We start from the raw sequence: 14532 nt of genomic DNA on the forward strand, positions 1-14532 counted from the left end.
TACCTGCGGGTGGGTGGGTGCAGGAGCGTGGACAGGTTGGTCTATGCGCAAATATACGGGAGTGGCACCCGATTCCTCGCACATTGCGCTGTATTTCCACCGAGCGGATGACGCGAATCATCCGCTCGGTGGAGTGGATGCGACCCTCGCGGGCCTGGCCGCCGCCGAGACGCATTGACACGACTGCGCGGCGACCACAATTGTGGGGTCATGCGCGCCTCCGTTACCCTCCCAAACGCCGCGGCGCCATGGCGCACGACACCCGACTTCTGGCGCGGTCTCGACACGGCGACCCAGCACCTCGACCCACCGTTCGCGACACTCTCGCTCCCGGCCGTCGCGGCGAATGCCCGCTCCCTTGTCGAGCGCGCCGGCGGCACGCGCATCCGGGTGGCGAGCAAGTCGCTCCGGGTGCGCTCGGTGCTCGATGCCGTGCTCGATCTGCCGGGGTTCGGCGGTGTGCTCGCCTACACGCTGCCGGAGGCGCTCTGGCTTGCCCGTGCCACCGAGCACGACCGCGCCATCGATGACATCGTGGTCGGCTACCCGACGGTCGATGTCGAGGCACTCCGCCGGCTTGCTGGTGATGCGGATGCCGCCTCCCGCATCACCCTCATGGTCGATTCGCTTGCGCAGCTCGACGCGGTTGACGCTGTGCTGGCGCCGGCGCACCGCGAACGCATCCGCGTGTGCCTTGAACTCGATGCCGCATGGAATTCCCGGCTGCTCGGCCATGTGGGGTCGTGGCGCTCGCCGGTGCATTCGGTGCAGCAGGCGAGAGCGCTTGCCGAGGCGATCACGGCGCGACCGGGGTTCGAGCTCGTGGGCATGATGGCCTATGAGGGTCAGGTGGCGGGGCTCGGTGATGATTCCGGCCCGGCCGGTGGCGCGGTCATCCGCTGGATGAAGGTTCGTTCGGCGGCCGAACTCGCTGATCGTCGGGCGCGTGCGGTCGCCGCTGTGAGTGAGGTTGCGCCGCTTGAGTTCGTCAATGGCGGTGGCACTGGTTCGCTCGAGTCGACGTCGGCCGACCCGTCGGTGACTGAGGTGGCGGCGGGTAGCGGGCTTTTCGGCCCGCACCTCTTCGATCACTATCGACGTTTCACGCCGGCCCCTGCTGCGGCCTTTGCGCTCTCGGTGGTGCGCATCCCGCGACCCGGAATCGTGACCCTGCTCGGTGGGGGCTGGGTCGCCTCCGGGCCGCCGGGAGCTGATCGCCTGCCGGTGCCTGTCTGGCCTGAGGGGCTCCGGATGCTGCCGCGCGAGATGGCGGGAGAGGTGCAGACCCCACTTGCCGGGCCTGGCGTGGCGGGCCTCGGCGTCGGCGACCGCGTGTGGTTGCGGCACGCGAAGGCGGGGGAACTCGCCGAACACGTCAACGAGTTCGCGCTCATCGACAACGACAGGGTTGTCGCGATGGTGCCGAGCTATCGGGGCGAGGGGTTGGCGTTCTTGTGACGGCATGGGTTCCGGAGTTTGTGCTGCCGGGTGGTCGTTGGCACAACTGGGGGCGATCGTCGCGATCGACCCCGAGGTTTGTGGCGCGGCCGCGGTCGGTGGAGGAGGCCGTTGCCGCGGTCATGTTCGCCCGCGAGCGGGGGCTGCCGGTGACGATGGTGGGGGCGAGTCACAGTTTTTCGCCCATCGCGGAGGCGCACGGGGTGCAGCTCGATGTTGCGGCGCTGCGCGGCCTCATCCGGGTCGACCGGCAGCAGGGCCGGGTGCGGCTCGGTGCTGGAACGCCGCTCCATGCCCTGCCGGCGATTCTCGACCCCCTCGGGCTCGCGCTTGAGAACATGGGCGACATTGACCGGCAGACCATCGCTGGGGCCATTTCGACGGGCACACACGGCACCGGGGTGGCCTTCGGCGGGCTCGCGAGTCGCATTGTGGGGGCGACGCTGGTCACCTCCGACGGGGCAGTGCTCACGGTGAGTGACGACGACGAGATTCTTCCCGCCGTGCAGCTGGGTCTCGGTGCTCTCGGGGTGCTTGTTGATGTCACGGTGCAGTGCGTTCCGTCGTTTCTGCTCCGGGCCGATGAACGCCCAGAAGATCTCGACACGGTGCTCGGGGTATTTGAGGAGCGGGTGCGTGCGGTTGATCACTTCGAGTTCTACTGGTTTCCGCACACGCCGACCGTGCTCACCAAGACAAATTCGAGGCTGCTGGCCGCCGCGGCATCCGAACCCCTGCGGCCCCTGTCACCTCTCAGGCGCTGGGTCGATGATTCGCTGCTCTCGAACGGGGTGTTTGCGGTGACGTGTGCGCTCGGCCGCGCCGCTCCGGCCATCGTGCCGGGCACGAACCGGCTTGCGACCCGGCTCATTGGTGACCGAGAGTTCACTGATCGTTCGCATCGTGTCTTCGCGACGAAACGTTCGGTGCGGTTCACCGAAATGGAGTACTCGCTGCCGCTCGCTGCGGCACCGGCGGCGCTGCGCGAAATCCGTGCGCTCATCGAGGCCAGGCGCTGGCGTATTTCGTTTCCCATCGAGGTGCGGGCCTCGGCAGCGGATGCCCCGTGGCTGTCGACCTCGCACGGGCGCGAGAGCGGCTACATCGCCGTGCACCGCTACTTTCGCGAAGACCATCGCGAGTATTTCGCGGCGGTCGAATCGATCCTTCGCGCCTTCGACGGCAGACCGCACTGGGGCAAGATCCACACGCAGGATGCCGCGTCGCTTGCCCCGCTCTATCCGCGGTTCGCAGACTTCACGGCGGTGCGTGATCGGCTCGATCCTTCCCGCACGTTCACCAACGCATACGTTCGCAGCGTTCTCGGGCCTTGAACGCAGCCTTTTCCCATCTGCGCCCCAGTCCTGGGTCGCTATAGTTGCGCCATGGAACTCCTCTTGATCTTCGGCATCCCCGTCGCGCTCGTCGTGGTGGTGGGCATCTACCTTTGGGCCACCTACAACGGTCTCGTCACCCTCAACGTGCGCGTCGACGAGGCGTGGAGCGACATCACGGTGCAGCTCAAGCGTCGTGCCGACCTGCTGCCAAACCTCATCGAGACGGTCAAGGGCTATGCGGCGCATGAGCGCGGCGTGTTCGAGGCAGTGACGAAGGCGCGTGCCGAGTCGCTCAGCGCGGGCAGCCCCGCCGAAGCGGCCGTCGCCGAGAACCACATGCAGTCAGCGCTGAAGAGCATCTTCGCGGTGGCCGAGGCCTACCCGCAGCTGCAGGCGAGCCAGAACTACCTCCAGTTGCAGGGCGAGCTGGTCGACACTGAAGACAAGATCCAGGCCGCGCGTCGTTTCTACAACGGTGGCGTGCGCGAGCTCAACACGAAGATCAAAGTGTTCCCCAATACGCTCTTCGTGCGCGGTCTCGGCTTCAACGAGCGCGAGTTCTTCGAGGTTTCCGACGCAGCGGCGATCGCCGAACCGCCGCGCGTGCAGTTCTGATCACGGCTGGGGCATCGCACTAGATGTACCGCGCCATATCGAAGAACAAGCGCAACACGATCTTCATCATTCTGATCTTCCTCATCATCATCGCCGTGCTGGGGTGGGTCGCCGACCTTTACTTCGGCGGCACCTGGACGATCTTCATTGGCACGATCGTCGGCTCGCTCATCTACGTCGCCATCCAGTACTTTGCAGCTGGCAAGCAGGCGGTAGCGCTCAGCGGCGCGCGGCAGATCACCAAAGCCGATGACCCGCGTCTCTACCGCACGGTCGAGAACCTCGCGATCACGAACGGCATGCCCATGCCCAAGGTGTACATCGTGGATGACCCGGCGCCCAACGCGTTCGCGACCGGTCGTGACCCGGAGCACGCGATCGTGGCGGCGACGACGGGCCTGCTCGCGATCATGGACGACGCCGAGCTTGAGGGCGTCATGGCTCACGAGATGGGGCACGTCAAGAACTACGACATTCGTGTCACCACGATCGTCTTCGGCCTGGTCGTCGCGATCGGCTTCCTCGCCGACATTCTGCTGCGCATGTCCTTCTTCGGCGGCAATCGCAACAGCAACAACAGCCCGATCACGCTCGTCATCGGCATCGCCGCGATGATCCTCGCGCCGCTCGCGGCAACCATCGTGCAGGCGGCTGTGTCACGTGAGCGCGAATACCTTGCGGATGCGACGGGGGCGATGACCACGCGGCATCCTGAAGCCCTCGCGAGTGCCCTCGCCAAGCTGGGGCAGTACGGCCGACCGATGGTGAAGCAGAACACGTCGATGGCGCACATGTGGATCAGCGACCCGACGAAGCCCGGCATTGTCGACCGTCTCTTCTCGACCCACCCGCCCCTGCAGAAGCGCATCGAGCGTCTTCGCACGATCGGCGGCGGCTTCTAGCGCTGCGGCTCCCGGTCCGTCCTCGCACGTGACCTACCTCGCGTGAGAGGTCAATCTCTGCGGCTACGAGGCACTCTTGCAGCAAAGATTGACTTCTCGCGGTGTGGTTAGGCGGGTGACGCGCGCAGCTCGGCCGCGACAGCGCCGGCCATCGTGCCCCTGCCGGCAACGACGACGTCGCCGAGACCCTGCCACGCCGCCGTCTGTCGCAGCAGAGGAGCGAGACGTGCGGCCGTGTCGGCCGGGGAATCCGGTTCGGTCCACGCCGACTGCACGCGGAGCACGCCGGCCTGCCGGTCGCTCTTGAGATCAACCCGCCCAACGAGGCGCTCGTCAAGGAGGAGCGGCAGCGTGTAGTAGCCGTAGATGCGTTGGGGCGCCGGCGTGTAGATCTCGATGCGGTAGTGGAAGTTGAACAGTCGCTCGGCGCGCGGCCGATGCCACACGACGGGGTCGAACGGAGAGAGAAGTGCGACCGTCTCGATGCGTCGCGGTGTGCTCGCGTCGCGATAACGCCAGGCGGCGAGCGGCCGGGTGCCGCGCATCCACCCCGCTACCGTGACGGGTTCGAGCGCACCCTCGTCTTCGAGACTCCGGACGGCGTGGAGGGTCTCATCGCTTCGCATGCGGAAGTAGTCGGCGAGATCGGAGAGCGATGCAACACCGAGCGCGCGGGCGGCGTGGGCCACGAGCATCCGTTGTGCATCGACCATGTCAACCTGGGTGTCGAGAACCCGTTGAGGCAAGACCTGCTCCGGCAGCGCGTAGGTGCGCTCGAATCGAGTGCGCCCAGCGCTCACAAGGTCGCCCCACTCGAAGAGGTACTCGAGACCGAGCTTGACGTCAGACCATCCCCACCACGGACCCGTCCGCTGGTTGGCGTCGTGCTCGATTGCGCTCGCGGGCAGCGGGCCTTTGTCGGCGACCTCAGCGAGCAGCCACTCGAGCATCGGTCGGTTGTCGTGCGCCCAGTGCCCGTCACTCGCGTAGCGCTTCGCCCGCAGCCGGTCCATGCGCCACCGGAGCAGTGGCAGGGTGTCGACGGGGATGACGGCGGCCTCGTGCGCCCAGTACTCGACATGGCCGCCCTTCGGATCGAAGGTGAGCCGGTCGAGCTGAGTGCGATCGTAGGCGCCGAGCCGTGCGAAGGCCGGCAAGTAGTGACTGCGCTCGAAGACGTTGACGGAGTCGAGTTGCAGCAGCCCGAGTCGCCCGATGAGTCCCCGGAGTTGGCGCACGCCAACGCTGGCTGGTGGGGGCTGCCCGAAGCCCTGTGCCGCGAGCGCGATGCGGCGCGCCTGCGCCAGGGACAGATGTCGCGTGGTGCTCGAAGCGGGGGTGCTGGCCACAATTCGAGGCTAGCGGTCGCCCCCGACATCCGTCGTTTCAGTCTCGATGGGCGCGAGGTTCTTCACTGCGGGCCCTTCGAGTACGGCACCTTCGGCACCGAAACGGGAGCCGTGCAGAGGGCAATCCCACGAACGCTCGGCGTCGTTCCAGTTGAGGATGCCGCCGAGGTGGGTGCAGACGGCCGAGACGGCGCACGTGCGCCCGTTGACAGTCGACACTGCGGTCGGGGTGCGTCCCTCGCGGCCGACGATGCCCTCGCCTTCGGCGGGGATCGTGTCAGACCTTGCGAGGTTCGGCCCGGTCACCTCGGCCTGCACCCAGCCGTTCGCATACTCCGCCGCCACCTCGATGCCAGCTTTGGCGCCCGTCGCGAGGTCGCTCGGCGAGGTGACGCGGTGCCCGAGCATCGACGCCCAGTCTGGCGCCTCCGTGCCGAGGATGTCGGCGCTGAGGTTCAGCGCAGCGGCGACCCCGTTGGTCATGCCCCACTTGTTGTAGCCGGTTGCGACAAAGATTCTGCCGCGGCCCCGCGGGAGCCAGCCCACGAAGGGCACCGCGTTGGCGGACTGATAGTCCTGGGCCGACCAACGGTGGGTGCGTTCCGCCCCGGCGAAGTGGTGTTTCGTCCACTCGTCGAGTTCGGCGACGAGTGCCGCGGGCGAGTCCGCGCGGCCCACGATGTGGCCGTTGCCGCCGACGATCAGGAGTTCACCACCCACACGGTCAGGTGTTGTGCGGAGCGAGCGGGAGGGCGAGTCGACCGAGAGATACATGCCGGTCGGGATGCTCGTGGGGGTGGGCACGCGGTACGCGGCGGCGTATGACCGCTGCGGCACGAGCTTCGCGAAGTAGAGACCCCGGTCGAGGATGGGGGAGCCCGTCGCGAGCACGACATGATCGCCCGTGATGGTGCCGCCGGGCGTTGTCACCTCGGCGGGGTCAGATGCCGAGACATCCGTGACCCGCTGACCCTCGATGATGACTCCGCTGAGCGTGCGCAATTCGGCCGCGAGTGCCGCGAGCACGTCCATTGGGTCGAACTGGGTTTGTGCTCGCAGTCGGATGCCACCACTCGTCTCGAACGGCAGATCGATGTCGTCGGCAGCGAGGCGCTCGACGGGGAGCCCCGCCTCGGTCGCGACTGCGAACTCCTTGTCGATCGTCGAGACGCCGTCGACGCTGTTGGCGTAGCTGTAGGCGTCGCGTTGCTGCGTGGCGACCCCGTGTTCGTGCAGAAACCCGAGCAGCCAGTCTTGCCCTGCCCGGTTGGAATCAACGTACGCCCGAACGACCTTCGAGCTGAAGTGCCGGTCGATGCTCGACAGCACACTGCCCTGCAGCAAGCTGAGCTTCGCGGTTGTGTTTCCGGTCGCGACGGCGCCGACCGTTCGAGCCTCGACGACGGCGACCATGAGGCCGCCGCGAGCCAGCATGACCGCGGTGCTGAGCCCGGTGAGACCCGCGCCGATGACGATCGAATCGTAGTGAGCCCCCGGCGCATACGGATCGGTGGTGATCTCGGCGGCACGGTCGAGCCAGAGGGATGTCGGTGCGTCGGTGGGCATCATGAGGGCACGGTAGGCCCGAAACGGCACGCGCGCACGGTTACGGAGCGAACTCGGAGGACGGAGGCGTCGATCTGAGACTCCATCGGTGATTCACATGTCGTTCACCGCCGTGCACCCGCGCGGCAAGTCGGCCCTTCTAACCTCGCGTCAGCGCAGGAGGCATCCGATAGTCCGCTCACAGCGCGGGCGGCCGCACCGCGCGTTGGAGGAGTCCCCTTGATCAAGAAGCAGCACCTCGCCGGCATTGCACTGCTGGCCTCTGCCGCCGTCATCCTTACTGGCTGCGCGGGAACCGAAACGCAGGCATCCGACGTCGACGCGTCCACCGCGACGAGCAGCGCCGACTTCGGTGGCATGGAGGGTCTCATCGAAGCCGCGCAGGCGGAGGGCGAGCTCAACGTCATCGCCCTTCCGGAGAACTGGGCGAACTACGGCGAGATCATCGCCGCCTTCGAGGCGAAGTACGACATCACGGTCAACTCGGCCGACCCCGACGTCTCGAGCGCCGAAGAGATCCAGGCCGCCGAAAATCTCAAGGGCCAGGACACGGCACCGGATGTCTTCGACCTCGGGTCTGCCGTCGCACTCGACAGCCTCGAATACTTCGCGCCGTACCAGGTCGAGACGTGGGATGACATCCCAGCCGACCACAAAGAGTCGACCGGCCTCTGGGTCTACGACTACACGGGGCTCATGTCGATCGGCTACGACGCGGACGCCGTCGAGGCGCCCGAGAGCCTCGATGATCTGCTCGGTGCCGACTACAAGGGCAAGGTCGCGATCAACGGCGACCCGACGCAGGCCGGTGCGGCCGCCGCGGCCGTGAACCTCGCGGCGCTCCAGAACGGTGGCTCGGCCGACGACATCCAGGCCGGCATCGACTTCTTCGCCGAACTCAACGCGGCCGGCAACTTCTTGCCGCTCGACCCGACCCCGGCGACGATCGCCTCCGGTGAGACGCCCGTCGTCTTCGACTGGAGCTACAACAACCTCGCCGAGGCGAAGGCGAACGAGGGCCAGCGTGACTGGAAGGTCACGGTGCTCCCGGGCGTCGCGGTCGGCAGCTACTACAACCAGGCCATCAACGTCGACGCACCGCACCCCGCGGCCGCGCGACTGTGGCAGGAGTTCATCTTCAGCGACGAGGCGCAGAACCTCTACCTCGCCGCCGGGGCCTACCCCGTCCGTCTCGCAGCCATGGTCGAGGCCGGAACGGCCGACGAGGCGGCCCTCGAGGCCGTCGGTGAGGCGCCAGCCGACCTCGTGCAGTTCACGCCCGAGCAGACCGAGGCTGCCTCGGCACTGCTGGCGGAGAAGTGGGCAGCGGCGATCGGGTAATGACGACCGCTGCCGTGCGGCGTGCGGGGTGGGCCCCTCTCGGGCTCGCCCCGTTCGCCGTCTACATCCTTCTCTTCCTCGTCACACCGACGGTGATCGCGCTCGCGACCGGCCTCTTCGACGGGGACGGGCGGTTCACGCTCTCGACCCTCGCGGCGCTCGGCGAACCCGTCATCATCGACGCGTTCGTGAGTTCCTTCTGGGTCTCCGCGCTGACCGCGATCGTCGGCGCCGTCATCGGGGCGATCGTGTGCTTCGCGCTCCTCGGCGTCCGCTCCGACGGCGTCCTCCGCTCGGTCGTGGATGCGGCGAGCGGCGTGCTCGCCCAGTTCGGCGGCGTTATGCTCGCCTTCGCCTTCATCGCCACCATCGGCATCCAGGGTCTCGTGACGCAGTGGCTGCTCGGCTCCTTCGGCATCGACATTTTCGCCGACGGTGTGTGGCTCTATCAGGTGCCGGGGCTGCTGTTGCCGTATCTCTACTTCCAGGTGCCCCTCATGGTCATCACCTTCATGCCCGCGATGGAGGGCCTCCGACCGCAGTGGGCCGAGGCGGCAGCGACTCTCGGATGCTCGCGCGCAGGGTTCTGGCTCCGTGTCGGGGGCCCCATCCTCGCGCCGGCGTTCTTCGGCAGCCTGCTCCTCCTGTTCGCGAATGCCTTCTCCTCGTATGCGACCGCAGCGGCACTCATTAGCCAGGGCGCGCAGATCGTGCCGCTGCAGATCCGTGCCGCGCTCGTGAGTGAGACGGTGCTCGGCCGCGAGAATGTCGCCGGGGCGCTCGCGATCGGCATGATCGTCGTGATGATCATCGTCATGGGCGCGTATTCGATGCTGCAGCGTCGCACAGAACGGTGGCAGCGATGAGTGGACGCGTGAGCATCGCGCCGTCGCGGGTCACCCGCACCGTCATCCTTGTCGTGGTCGGGCTGCTCTTCGCTGTGCCGATCGTCGCCATGATCGAGTTCACGCTCCGCGCCGGGCTCTCGGGCGGCTACGACCTCAACCACTGGGCCGACATCATCGATCCAGAGAATGAGCGGCGCTACCGAGCGCTCTTCGTCGGCGTTGGCAACTCACTCGTGCTCGCGGCCGTCACGGTCGGCATTGTCGTATTCCTGCTCGTCCCCACCATGATCCTCGTCGCCCTCCGGTTTCCCCGCCTCGCGCGCCCGCTCGAGTTCATCTGCCTCGTCCCCATCACGGTGCCCGCGATCGTGCTCGTCGTCGGGCTCGCGCCCGTCTACTCGGTGCTCGCCCGCACGCTCGGCACGGCGCCGTGGACCCTCGCCTTCGCCTATGGCATCACGGTGCTCCCCTTCGCCCATCGGGCGGTGCAGTCCGCCCTCGGGGCCGTCGATGTTGTCACGCTGAGCGAGGCGGCGCGCTCCCTCGGCGCAGGCTGGGCACACATTGTTGTTGGCGTGATCGTGCCGAATATTCGCAGGGGGGTGCTTGCGGCATCCGTCATCTCGGTCGCGGTCGTGCTCGGCGAATACACAATCGCGTCGCTCCTCAATCGCCAAAACCTGCAGACGGCACTCGTGCAGGTGTCGAAGAGCGACCCGTACGTCGCAATCATCTTCGCGCTGCTCGCACTCGCCTTCGCCTTCACCCTGCTCCTCGTCATCGCGCGCGCCGGCGCCTCCACACCCAGGAAGACACCATGACCACGACCACGAGCGGCCTGATCGGGGCTGTGGAAGCGAGCGCACGCGCTGGTACGCGCGTCGAATTCCGCGCCGTCACGAAGCACTACGCCGCCACGAAGCACTCGGGGGGCAGCCCGGCGCTCGACGGCGTTGACCTCACGATCGAGCCGGGGGAGTTCCTCGCCCTGCTCGGGCCGTCCGGATGCGGCAAGACCACCGCGCTTCGCAGCCTCGCCGGCCTCGAACTCGTCACCGCGGGGAGCATTCTCGTCGACGGCGACGACATCGCCGGCATGCCCGCGAACCGCCGCGACATGGGCATGGTGTTCCAGTCGTACTCGCTCTTCCCGCACCTCACGGTCGTCGAGAACGTCGAGTTCGGGCTGCGGATGCGACGGGTCGCGAAGGGCGAGCGCCGCGAGCGCGCGCACGAATCGCTCGATCTCGTCGGACTCGGCCATCTCGCCGAGCGCTACGCACACCAGCTGTCGGGTGGCCAACAGCAGCGCGTCGCCCTCGCACGGGCCCTTGTGACGCGGCCGCGAGTGCTCCTCCTCGACGAACCGCTCTCGGCGCTCGACGCGAAGGTGCGGGTGCAGTTGCGCGATGAGATCCGCCGCATCCAGATCGAGCTCGGCATCACCACGGTCTTTGTGACGCACGACCAGGAGGAGGCGCTCGCGGTCGCCGACCGTGTCGCCGTCATGCGCGCCGGACGAGTCGAGCAGGTGGGCACACCGGAGCAGCTTTATGGGGCGCCTGCGACCGCGTTCGTCGCCCAGTTCGTCGGTCTCAGCAATCGCATTCCCGGCATCGTCAGTGGTGGCGTCGTCGAGGTGCGCGGCGTGCGCATCGAGGTGCTCGGGAATGCTCCCGACGGTCCGGCGACGGCACTCGTGCGCCCGGAGGACCTCGTGCTCCTCCGAGCTGACGAGACTGCTGCGGCAGCGGCAGCGGATGCCCCGATCCGCGGTGTCGTTGTGTCGAGCAGCTTCCTCGGCTCGCTGCGTCGCACCCTCGTGCGTCTCGACGACGACCTCCTCGTTTCGGTGCAGCACGAGGTCGATTCCGCGCCGCAGCCGGGCGACGCGGTTGGAATCCGACTGCGGGCGAAGCCTGTCGCGGTGACCGCATCCACTGGCTGACGGCATCACATGCGGCTTCTGGAATATAGGTCGGCGGCCGCACTGCTCGCCTTTAGACTTGCCGGGTGATCTTCGGCCGACGCACGCCCACCCCCAGCGAAGACGCGCGCCCCGCAACAGATGAGAGCGTGCCGGTGGGGGTGCGCATCGCGGGTGCATGGTCGTGGCGAATCCTCGTGATTGCCGGGGTCGTTTGGCTTCTCGTCTTCCTCATCATGGAGCTGCGCGTCATCGTCGTTCCGCTCATGATTGCGACGCTCCTCAGCGCCCTCCTCGTGCCGATGGCCGGATTCCTCCAGCGGCACCGCTGGCCGAGATGGCTCGCCATTGTGACCTCGATGGTTTCGCTCGTCGCGATCGTCGGCGGGCTCGTTGTGCTCGTCGTGTGGCAGGTGCGCGCTGGGCTCCCTGATCTGCAACGGCAGTCGTTGCTCGCGTGGGAGGAATTCAAGGTCTTTATGCTTGAATCGCCCCTCCACCTCTCCGAAGACCAGCTCACGCAGTACAGCGCCGAGATCTGGGCGGATGTGCAGCGCGACAGCGAGTCGCTCGTCAGCGGCGCCATGTCGCTCGGCCTCTCGGCGGGGCACTTTGTCACCGGGCTGTTCCTCACCCTCTTTGCGACAATTCTCATCGTGGTCGACGGCCCGACAATCTGGCGCTGGATTGTGCGGATCTTTCCTGTCAGGGCACGTTCGGCGATCGATGGTTCTGGCCGCGCCGGGTGGGGCACCCTGACCCAGTTCGTCAAGGTGCAGATCTTCGTGGCGTTCATTGACGCGGTCGGCATCGGGCTCGGCGCCGCGATCCTTCAGCTACCGTTCGTCATTCCGATTGCCGTCGCCGTGTTTCTCGGCGCGTTTGTCCCGATCGTCGGTGCCGTGGTCACCGGTGCCATCGCGGTCTTTATCGCCCTTGTGTTCAAAGACATCGTCGTGGCACTCATCATGCTCGGCATTGTCCTACTCGTGCAGCAGGTCGAATCCCACGTACTTCAGCCGCTCATCATGGGGAACGCTGTCAAGGTGCATCCGCTCGCCGTCGTCTTCGCCGTCGCTGGGGGAGGCATTGTCGCCGGCATCCCAGGGGTGCTCTTTGCGGTCCCAGTTGTTGCGACCCTCAACGTGATGATTACCTACATCGCGCGAGGCTACTGGCGAAACCCAGAATCCCTCGCGAATGCCGAGCGCTTCGGTCGCGACGCCATCATGGACCACGCCCCACGCCGCCACATCAGGATCACTCAGAAGGGACGCAACGCATGAGCGATCCCAACGCCACGACCACCGTGACGTCGCCCCGCGACACCCCCGGCCCCACGCTCGCCGAGTTCGAAGAGGCTCGCGAACGCGTCGGCCGGGTGGCGCAACTCACACCGATGGAGAGTTCGAGGTTTCTCTCCGACCTCGTCGGCGGGCCGGTGCACCTCAAGTGTGAGTCGCTACAGCGCACCGGCTCCTACAAGATTCGCGGCGCCTACAACCGTCTGTCCCAGCTCTCTCCAGAGGAGCGTGCGCGAGGTGTCGTCGCCGCATCCGCTGGCAACCATGCGCAGGGTGTCGCCTTCGCGGCACGGGAGCTCGGCATCAAGGCCACCATCTTCATGCCGGTCGGGGTCGCGCTGCCCAAGCTGCAGGCGACCCGCCACTACGGGGCCGATGTCATCCTCCGCGGGCACACGGTAGACGAGCCGCTCCGAGCAGCCGCCGCGTTCGCCGAAACAACAGGTGCCGTGCTGATCCCGCCGTTTGACCACCATGACATCGTTGTTGGGCAGGGCACGCTCGGGCTCGAAATGCTCGACCAGGTGCCGGATCTCGAGACGGTCATCGTGCCAATCGGCGGCGGCGGCCTCGCCGCAGGGGTCGCAAGTGCCCTTCGGCAGAAGCTCGCGAGCATGGGCAGACCCCTCCACGTCATCGGTGTGCAGGCGGCCGGCGCAGCACCGTATCCCGGATCGATCGTGGCAGGCAGACCCACCTCGGTGGTTGTCTCACCGACCATCGCCGACGGCATCGCGGTGGGCACGCCAGGCGCACTCAACTTCGAGATCATCCGCGAGACGGTCGACGAGATTGTCACCGTCACCGACGACGACATTGCTCGAGCCCTGCTCGTGCTGCTCGAGCGCGCGAAACTCGTCGTCGAACCGGCCGGGGCTGCCGCCGTCGCTGCCATCCTCACTGGCAAGGTCAAGAACACCGGCGTCACTGTCGCGATTCTCAGCGGCGGCAACATCGACCCGCAGGTCATGGAGCGCATCATCTCCAGGGGCCTCGTGGCATCCGATCGCTATCTCAAGCTTCGGCTCATGCTGCCCGACCGGCCAGGCCAGCTGGCACGAATCGCCGAACTCATCAGCGAGGCGAACGCCAACGTGGTCGAGGTGCTGCACACGCGCCACAACCGCGACGCGCTCATCGGCGAGGTCGACATCGAACTCAGCATCGAGACGCGGGGCCCGGAACACGTGCAGCGTGTGCTCGAACGGCTTCGCGAAGCTGGGTACGACCCGCGCGTGGACTTCTAGGGGGAGACGCCCCTACGCCTGGTACGGCACCACCTTGGTGATCTCGACCGAGATCTCACGCCCGTTCGGGGCGACATACGACGTCGTGTCGCCCACCTTGAGGCCGAGGATCGCCTCACCCAGCGGGCTGCCCTCGCTATAGACATCGAGTTCGCTGTCGGCGGTGTCATCGACGATTTCGCGGCTGCCGAGCAAGAAGATCTCTTCGTCACCCATCACGAGCGCGGTGACCACTGAGCCGGATGCGACGAGCCCGGCTTCCGCGGGTTCGCCGACCTTGGCGTGCCGCAGGAGTTCGGTGAGCACCCGGATGCGAGCCTCGATCTTGCCCTGCTCCTCTTTTGCCGCGTGGTAGCCGCCGTTCTCTTTGAGGTCGCCCTCTTCACGCGCAGCTTCAATCTTCTTGGCGATGTCGGACCGGCCTTCACCCGCGAGGTGATCAAGTTCGGCCTTGCGGCGGTCGTAGGCCTCTTGGGTCAGCCAGGTTTCGGTGCTCTGCCCGGACACTGTGTACTCCCTCAAACGAAGGGACCGCTCGTGACGCGAAGCGCCGAACGGCCCGAAGATCTGCGATTCGTCAAATGAACTCGCATAAACGAATGAGACCGGCCGGTGCGGCCGATCTCGTGATCGAATTC

Annotated in this window: 13 protein-coding genes; 10 read left to right on the top strand and 3 right to left on the bottom strand. The window is 66.8% G+C overall.

What is annotated here, in order from left to right:
- Positions 1–210 precede the first annotated feature (210 nt).
- Genes ACY48M_RS06720 through ACY48M_RS06735 form a run of 4 tightly spaced genes read left to right on the top strand, consistent with a single transcriptional unit; the run spans position 211 to position 4312 of the window.
- Complete coding sequence (locus tag ACY48M_RS06720) at positions 211–1458, top strand: alanine racemase (RefSeq protein WP_462819500.1); 1248 nt, start codon at positions 211–213, stop codon at positions 1456–1458.
- The gene (locus ACY48M_RS06725) at positions 1455–2792 is read left to right on the top strand and encodes a D-arabinono-1,4-lactone oxidase (RefSeq protein ID WP_462819501.1); all 1338 of its coding nucleotides are present in this window, start codon (positions 1455–1457) and stop codon (positions 2790–2792) included. The genes ACY48M_RS06720 and ACY48M_RS06725 overlap by 4 nt, the downstream gene beginning before the upstream one ends.
- Before the next feature lie 51 nt (positions 2793–2843).
- The gene (locus ACY48M_RS06730; RefSeq protein WP_462819502.1) at positions 2844–3410 is read left to right on the top strand and encodes a LemA family protein; all 567 of its coding nucleotides are present in this window, start codon (positions 2844–2846) and stop codon (positions 3408–3410) included.
- Between the two features lie 23 nt (positions 3411–3433).
- The gene (locus ACY48M_RS06735; protein WP_462819503.1) at positions 3434–4312 is read left to right on the top strand and encodes a M48 family metallopeptidase; all 879 of its coding nucleotides are present in this window, start codon (positions 3434–3436) and stop codon (positions 4310–4312) included.
- A 107-nt stretch (positions 4313–4419) separates the two neighbouring features.
- Here the strand turns inward: ACY48M_RS06735 and ACY48M_RS06740 are convergent, their stop codons facing one another.
- Positions 4420–5661 carry a winged helix-turn-helix domain-containing protein gene (locus tag ACY48M_RS06740; protein WP_462819504.1) on the bottom strand — a complete coding sequence of 414 codons (1242 nt, stop codon included), beginning with the start codon at positions 5659–5661 and terminating at the stop codon, positions 4420–4422.
- 9 nt (positions 5662–5670) lie between these two features.
- Positions 5671–7230, bottom strand: a complete 1560-nt coding sequence (locus tag ACY48M_RS06745) for an FAD-dependent oxidoreductase (protein ID WP_462819505.1) — start codon at positions 7228–7230, stop codon at positions 5671–5673.
- Between the two features lie 216 nt (positions 7231–7446).
- On the opposite strand from ACY48M_RS06745, the gene ACY48M_RS06750 reads away from it, so the two are divergent.
- From ACY48M_RS06750 to ilvA, 6 genes are all read left to right on the top strand, one after another.
- Positions 7447–8568, top strand: a complete 1122-nt coding sequence (locus tag ACY48M_RS06750) for an ABC transporter substrate-binding protein (protein ID WP_462819506.1) — start codon at positions 7447–7449, stop codon at positions 8566–8568.
- On the top strand, positions 8568–9434 hold the full coding sequence (locus ACY48M_RS06755) for an ABC transporter permease (RefSeq protein ID WP_462819507.1): 867 nt from the start codon (positions 8568–8570) through the stop codon (positions 9432–9434). The genes ACY48M_RS06750 and ACY48M_RS06755 overlap by 1 nt, the downstream gene beginning before the upstream one ends.
- Before the next feature lie 8 nt (positions 9435–9442).
- Entirely contained in the window at positions 9443–10237 is a 795-nt protein-coding gene (locus tag ACY48M_RS06760; protein WP_462819508.1) for an ABC transporter permease subunit, read from the top strand.
- The gene (locus ACY48M_RS06765; protein ID WP_462819509.1) at positions 10234–11364 is read left to right on the top strand and encodes an ABC transporter ATP-binding protein; all 1131 of its coding nucleotides are present in this window, start codon (positions 10234–10236) and stop codon (positions 11362–11364) included. Before ACY48M_RS06760 ends, ACY48M_RS06765 begins: the two co-directional genes overlap by 4 nt.
- Before the next feature lie 65 nt (positions 11365–11429).
- The gene (locus ACY48M_RS06770) at positions 11430–12629 is read left to right on the top strand and encodes an AI-2E family transporter (RefSeq protein WP_462819510.1); all 1200 of its coding nucleotides are present in this window, start codon (positions 11430–11432) and stop codon (positions 12627–12629) included.
- Entirely contained in the window at positions 12626–13894 is a 1269-nt protein-coding gene (gene ilvA, locus ACY48M_RS06775) for a threonine ammonia-lyase (RefSeq protein WP_462819511.1), read from the top strand. The genes ACY48M_RS06770 and ilvA overlap by 4 nt, the downstream gene beginning before the upstream one ends.
- Positions 13895–13906: 12 nt before the next feature.
- Here the strand turns inward: ilvA and greA are convergent, their stop codons facing one another.
- The gene (greA, locus tag ACY48M_RS06780; protein WP_462819512.1) at positions 13907–14401 is read right to left on the bottom strand and encodes a transcription elongation factor GreA; all 495 of its coding nucleotides are present in this window, start codon (positions 14399–14401) and stop codon (positions 13907–13909) included.
- Positions 14402–14532: the final 131 nt, after the last annotated feature.

The organism is Homoserinimonas flava (assembly GCF_054969005.1).

What these genes read in the sequence shown, in the direction of transcription:
- ACY48M_RS06720 (WP_462819500.1), top strand. Translation starts at nt 211, where the DNA reads ATGCGCGCCTCCGTTACCCTCCCAAACGCCGCGGCGCCATGGCGCACG.
- ACY48M_RS06730 (WP_462819502.1), top strand. Translation starts at nt 2,844, where the DNA reads ATGGAACTCCTCTTGATCTTCGGCATCCCCGTCGCGCTCGTCGTGGTG.
- ACY48M_RS06735 (WP_462819503.1), top strand. Translation starts at nt 3,434, where the DNA reads ATGTACCGCGCCATATCGAAGAACAAGCGCAACACGATCTTCATCATT.
- ACY48M_RS06745 (WP_462819505.1), bottom strand. Translation starts at nt 7,230, where the DNA reads ATGATGCCCACCGACGCACCGACATCCCTCTGGCTCGACCGTGCCGCC.
- ACY48M_RS06755 (WP_462819507.1), top strand. Translation starts at nt 8,568, where the DNA reads ATGACGACCGCTGCCGTGCGGCGTGCGGGGTGGGCCCCTCTCGGGCTC.
- ACY48M_RS06765 (WP_462819509.1), top strand. Translation starts at nt 10,234, where the DNA reads ATGACCACGACCACGAGCGGCCTGATCGGGGCTGTGGAAGCGAGCGCA.
- ilvA (WP_462819511.1), top strand. Translation starts at nt 12,626, where the DNA reads ATGAGCGATCCCAACGCCACGACCACCGTGACGTCGCCCCGCGACACC.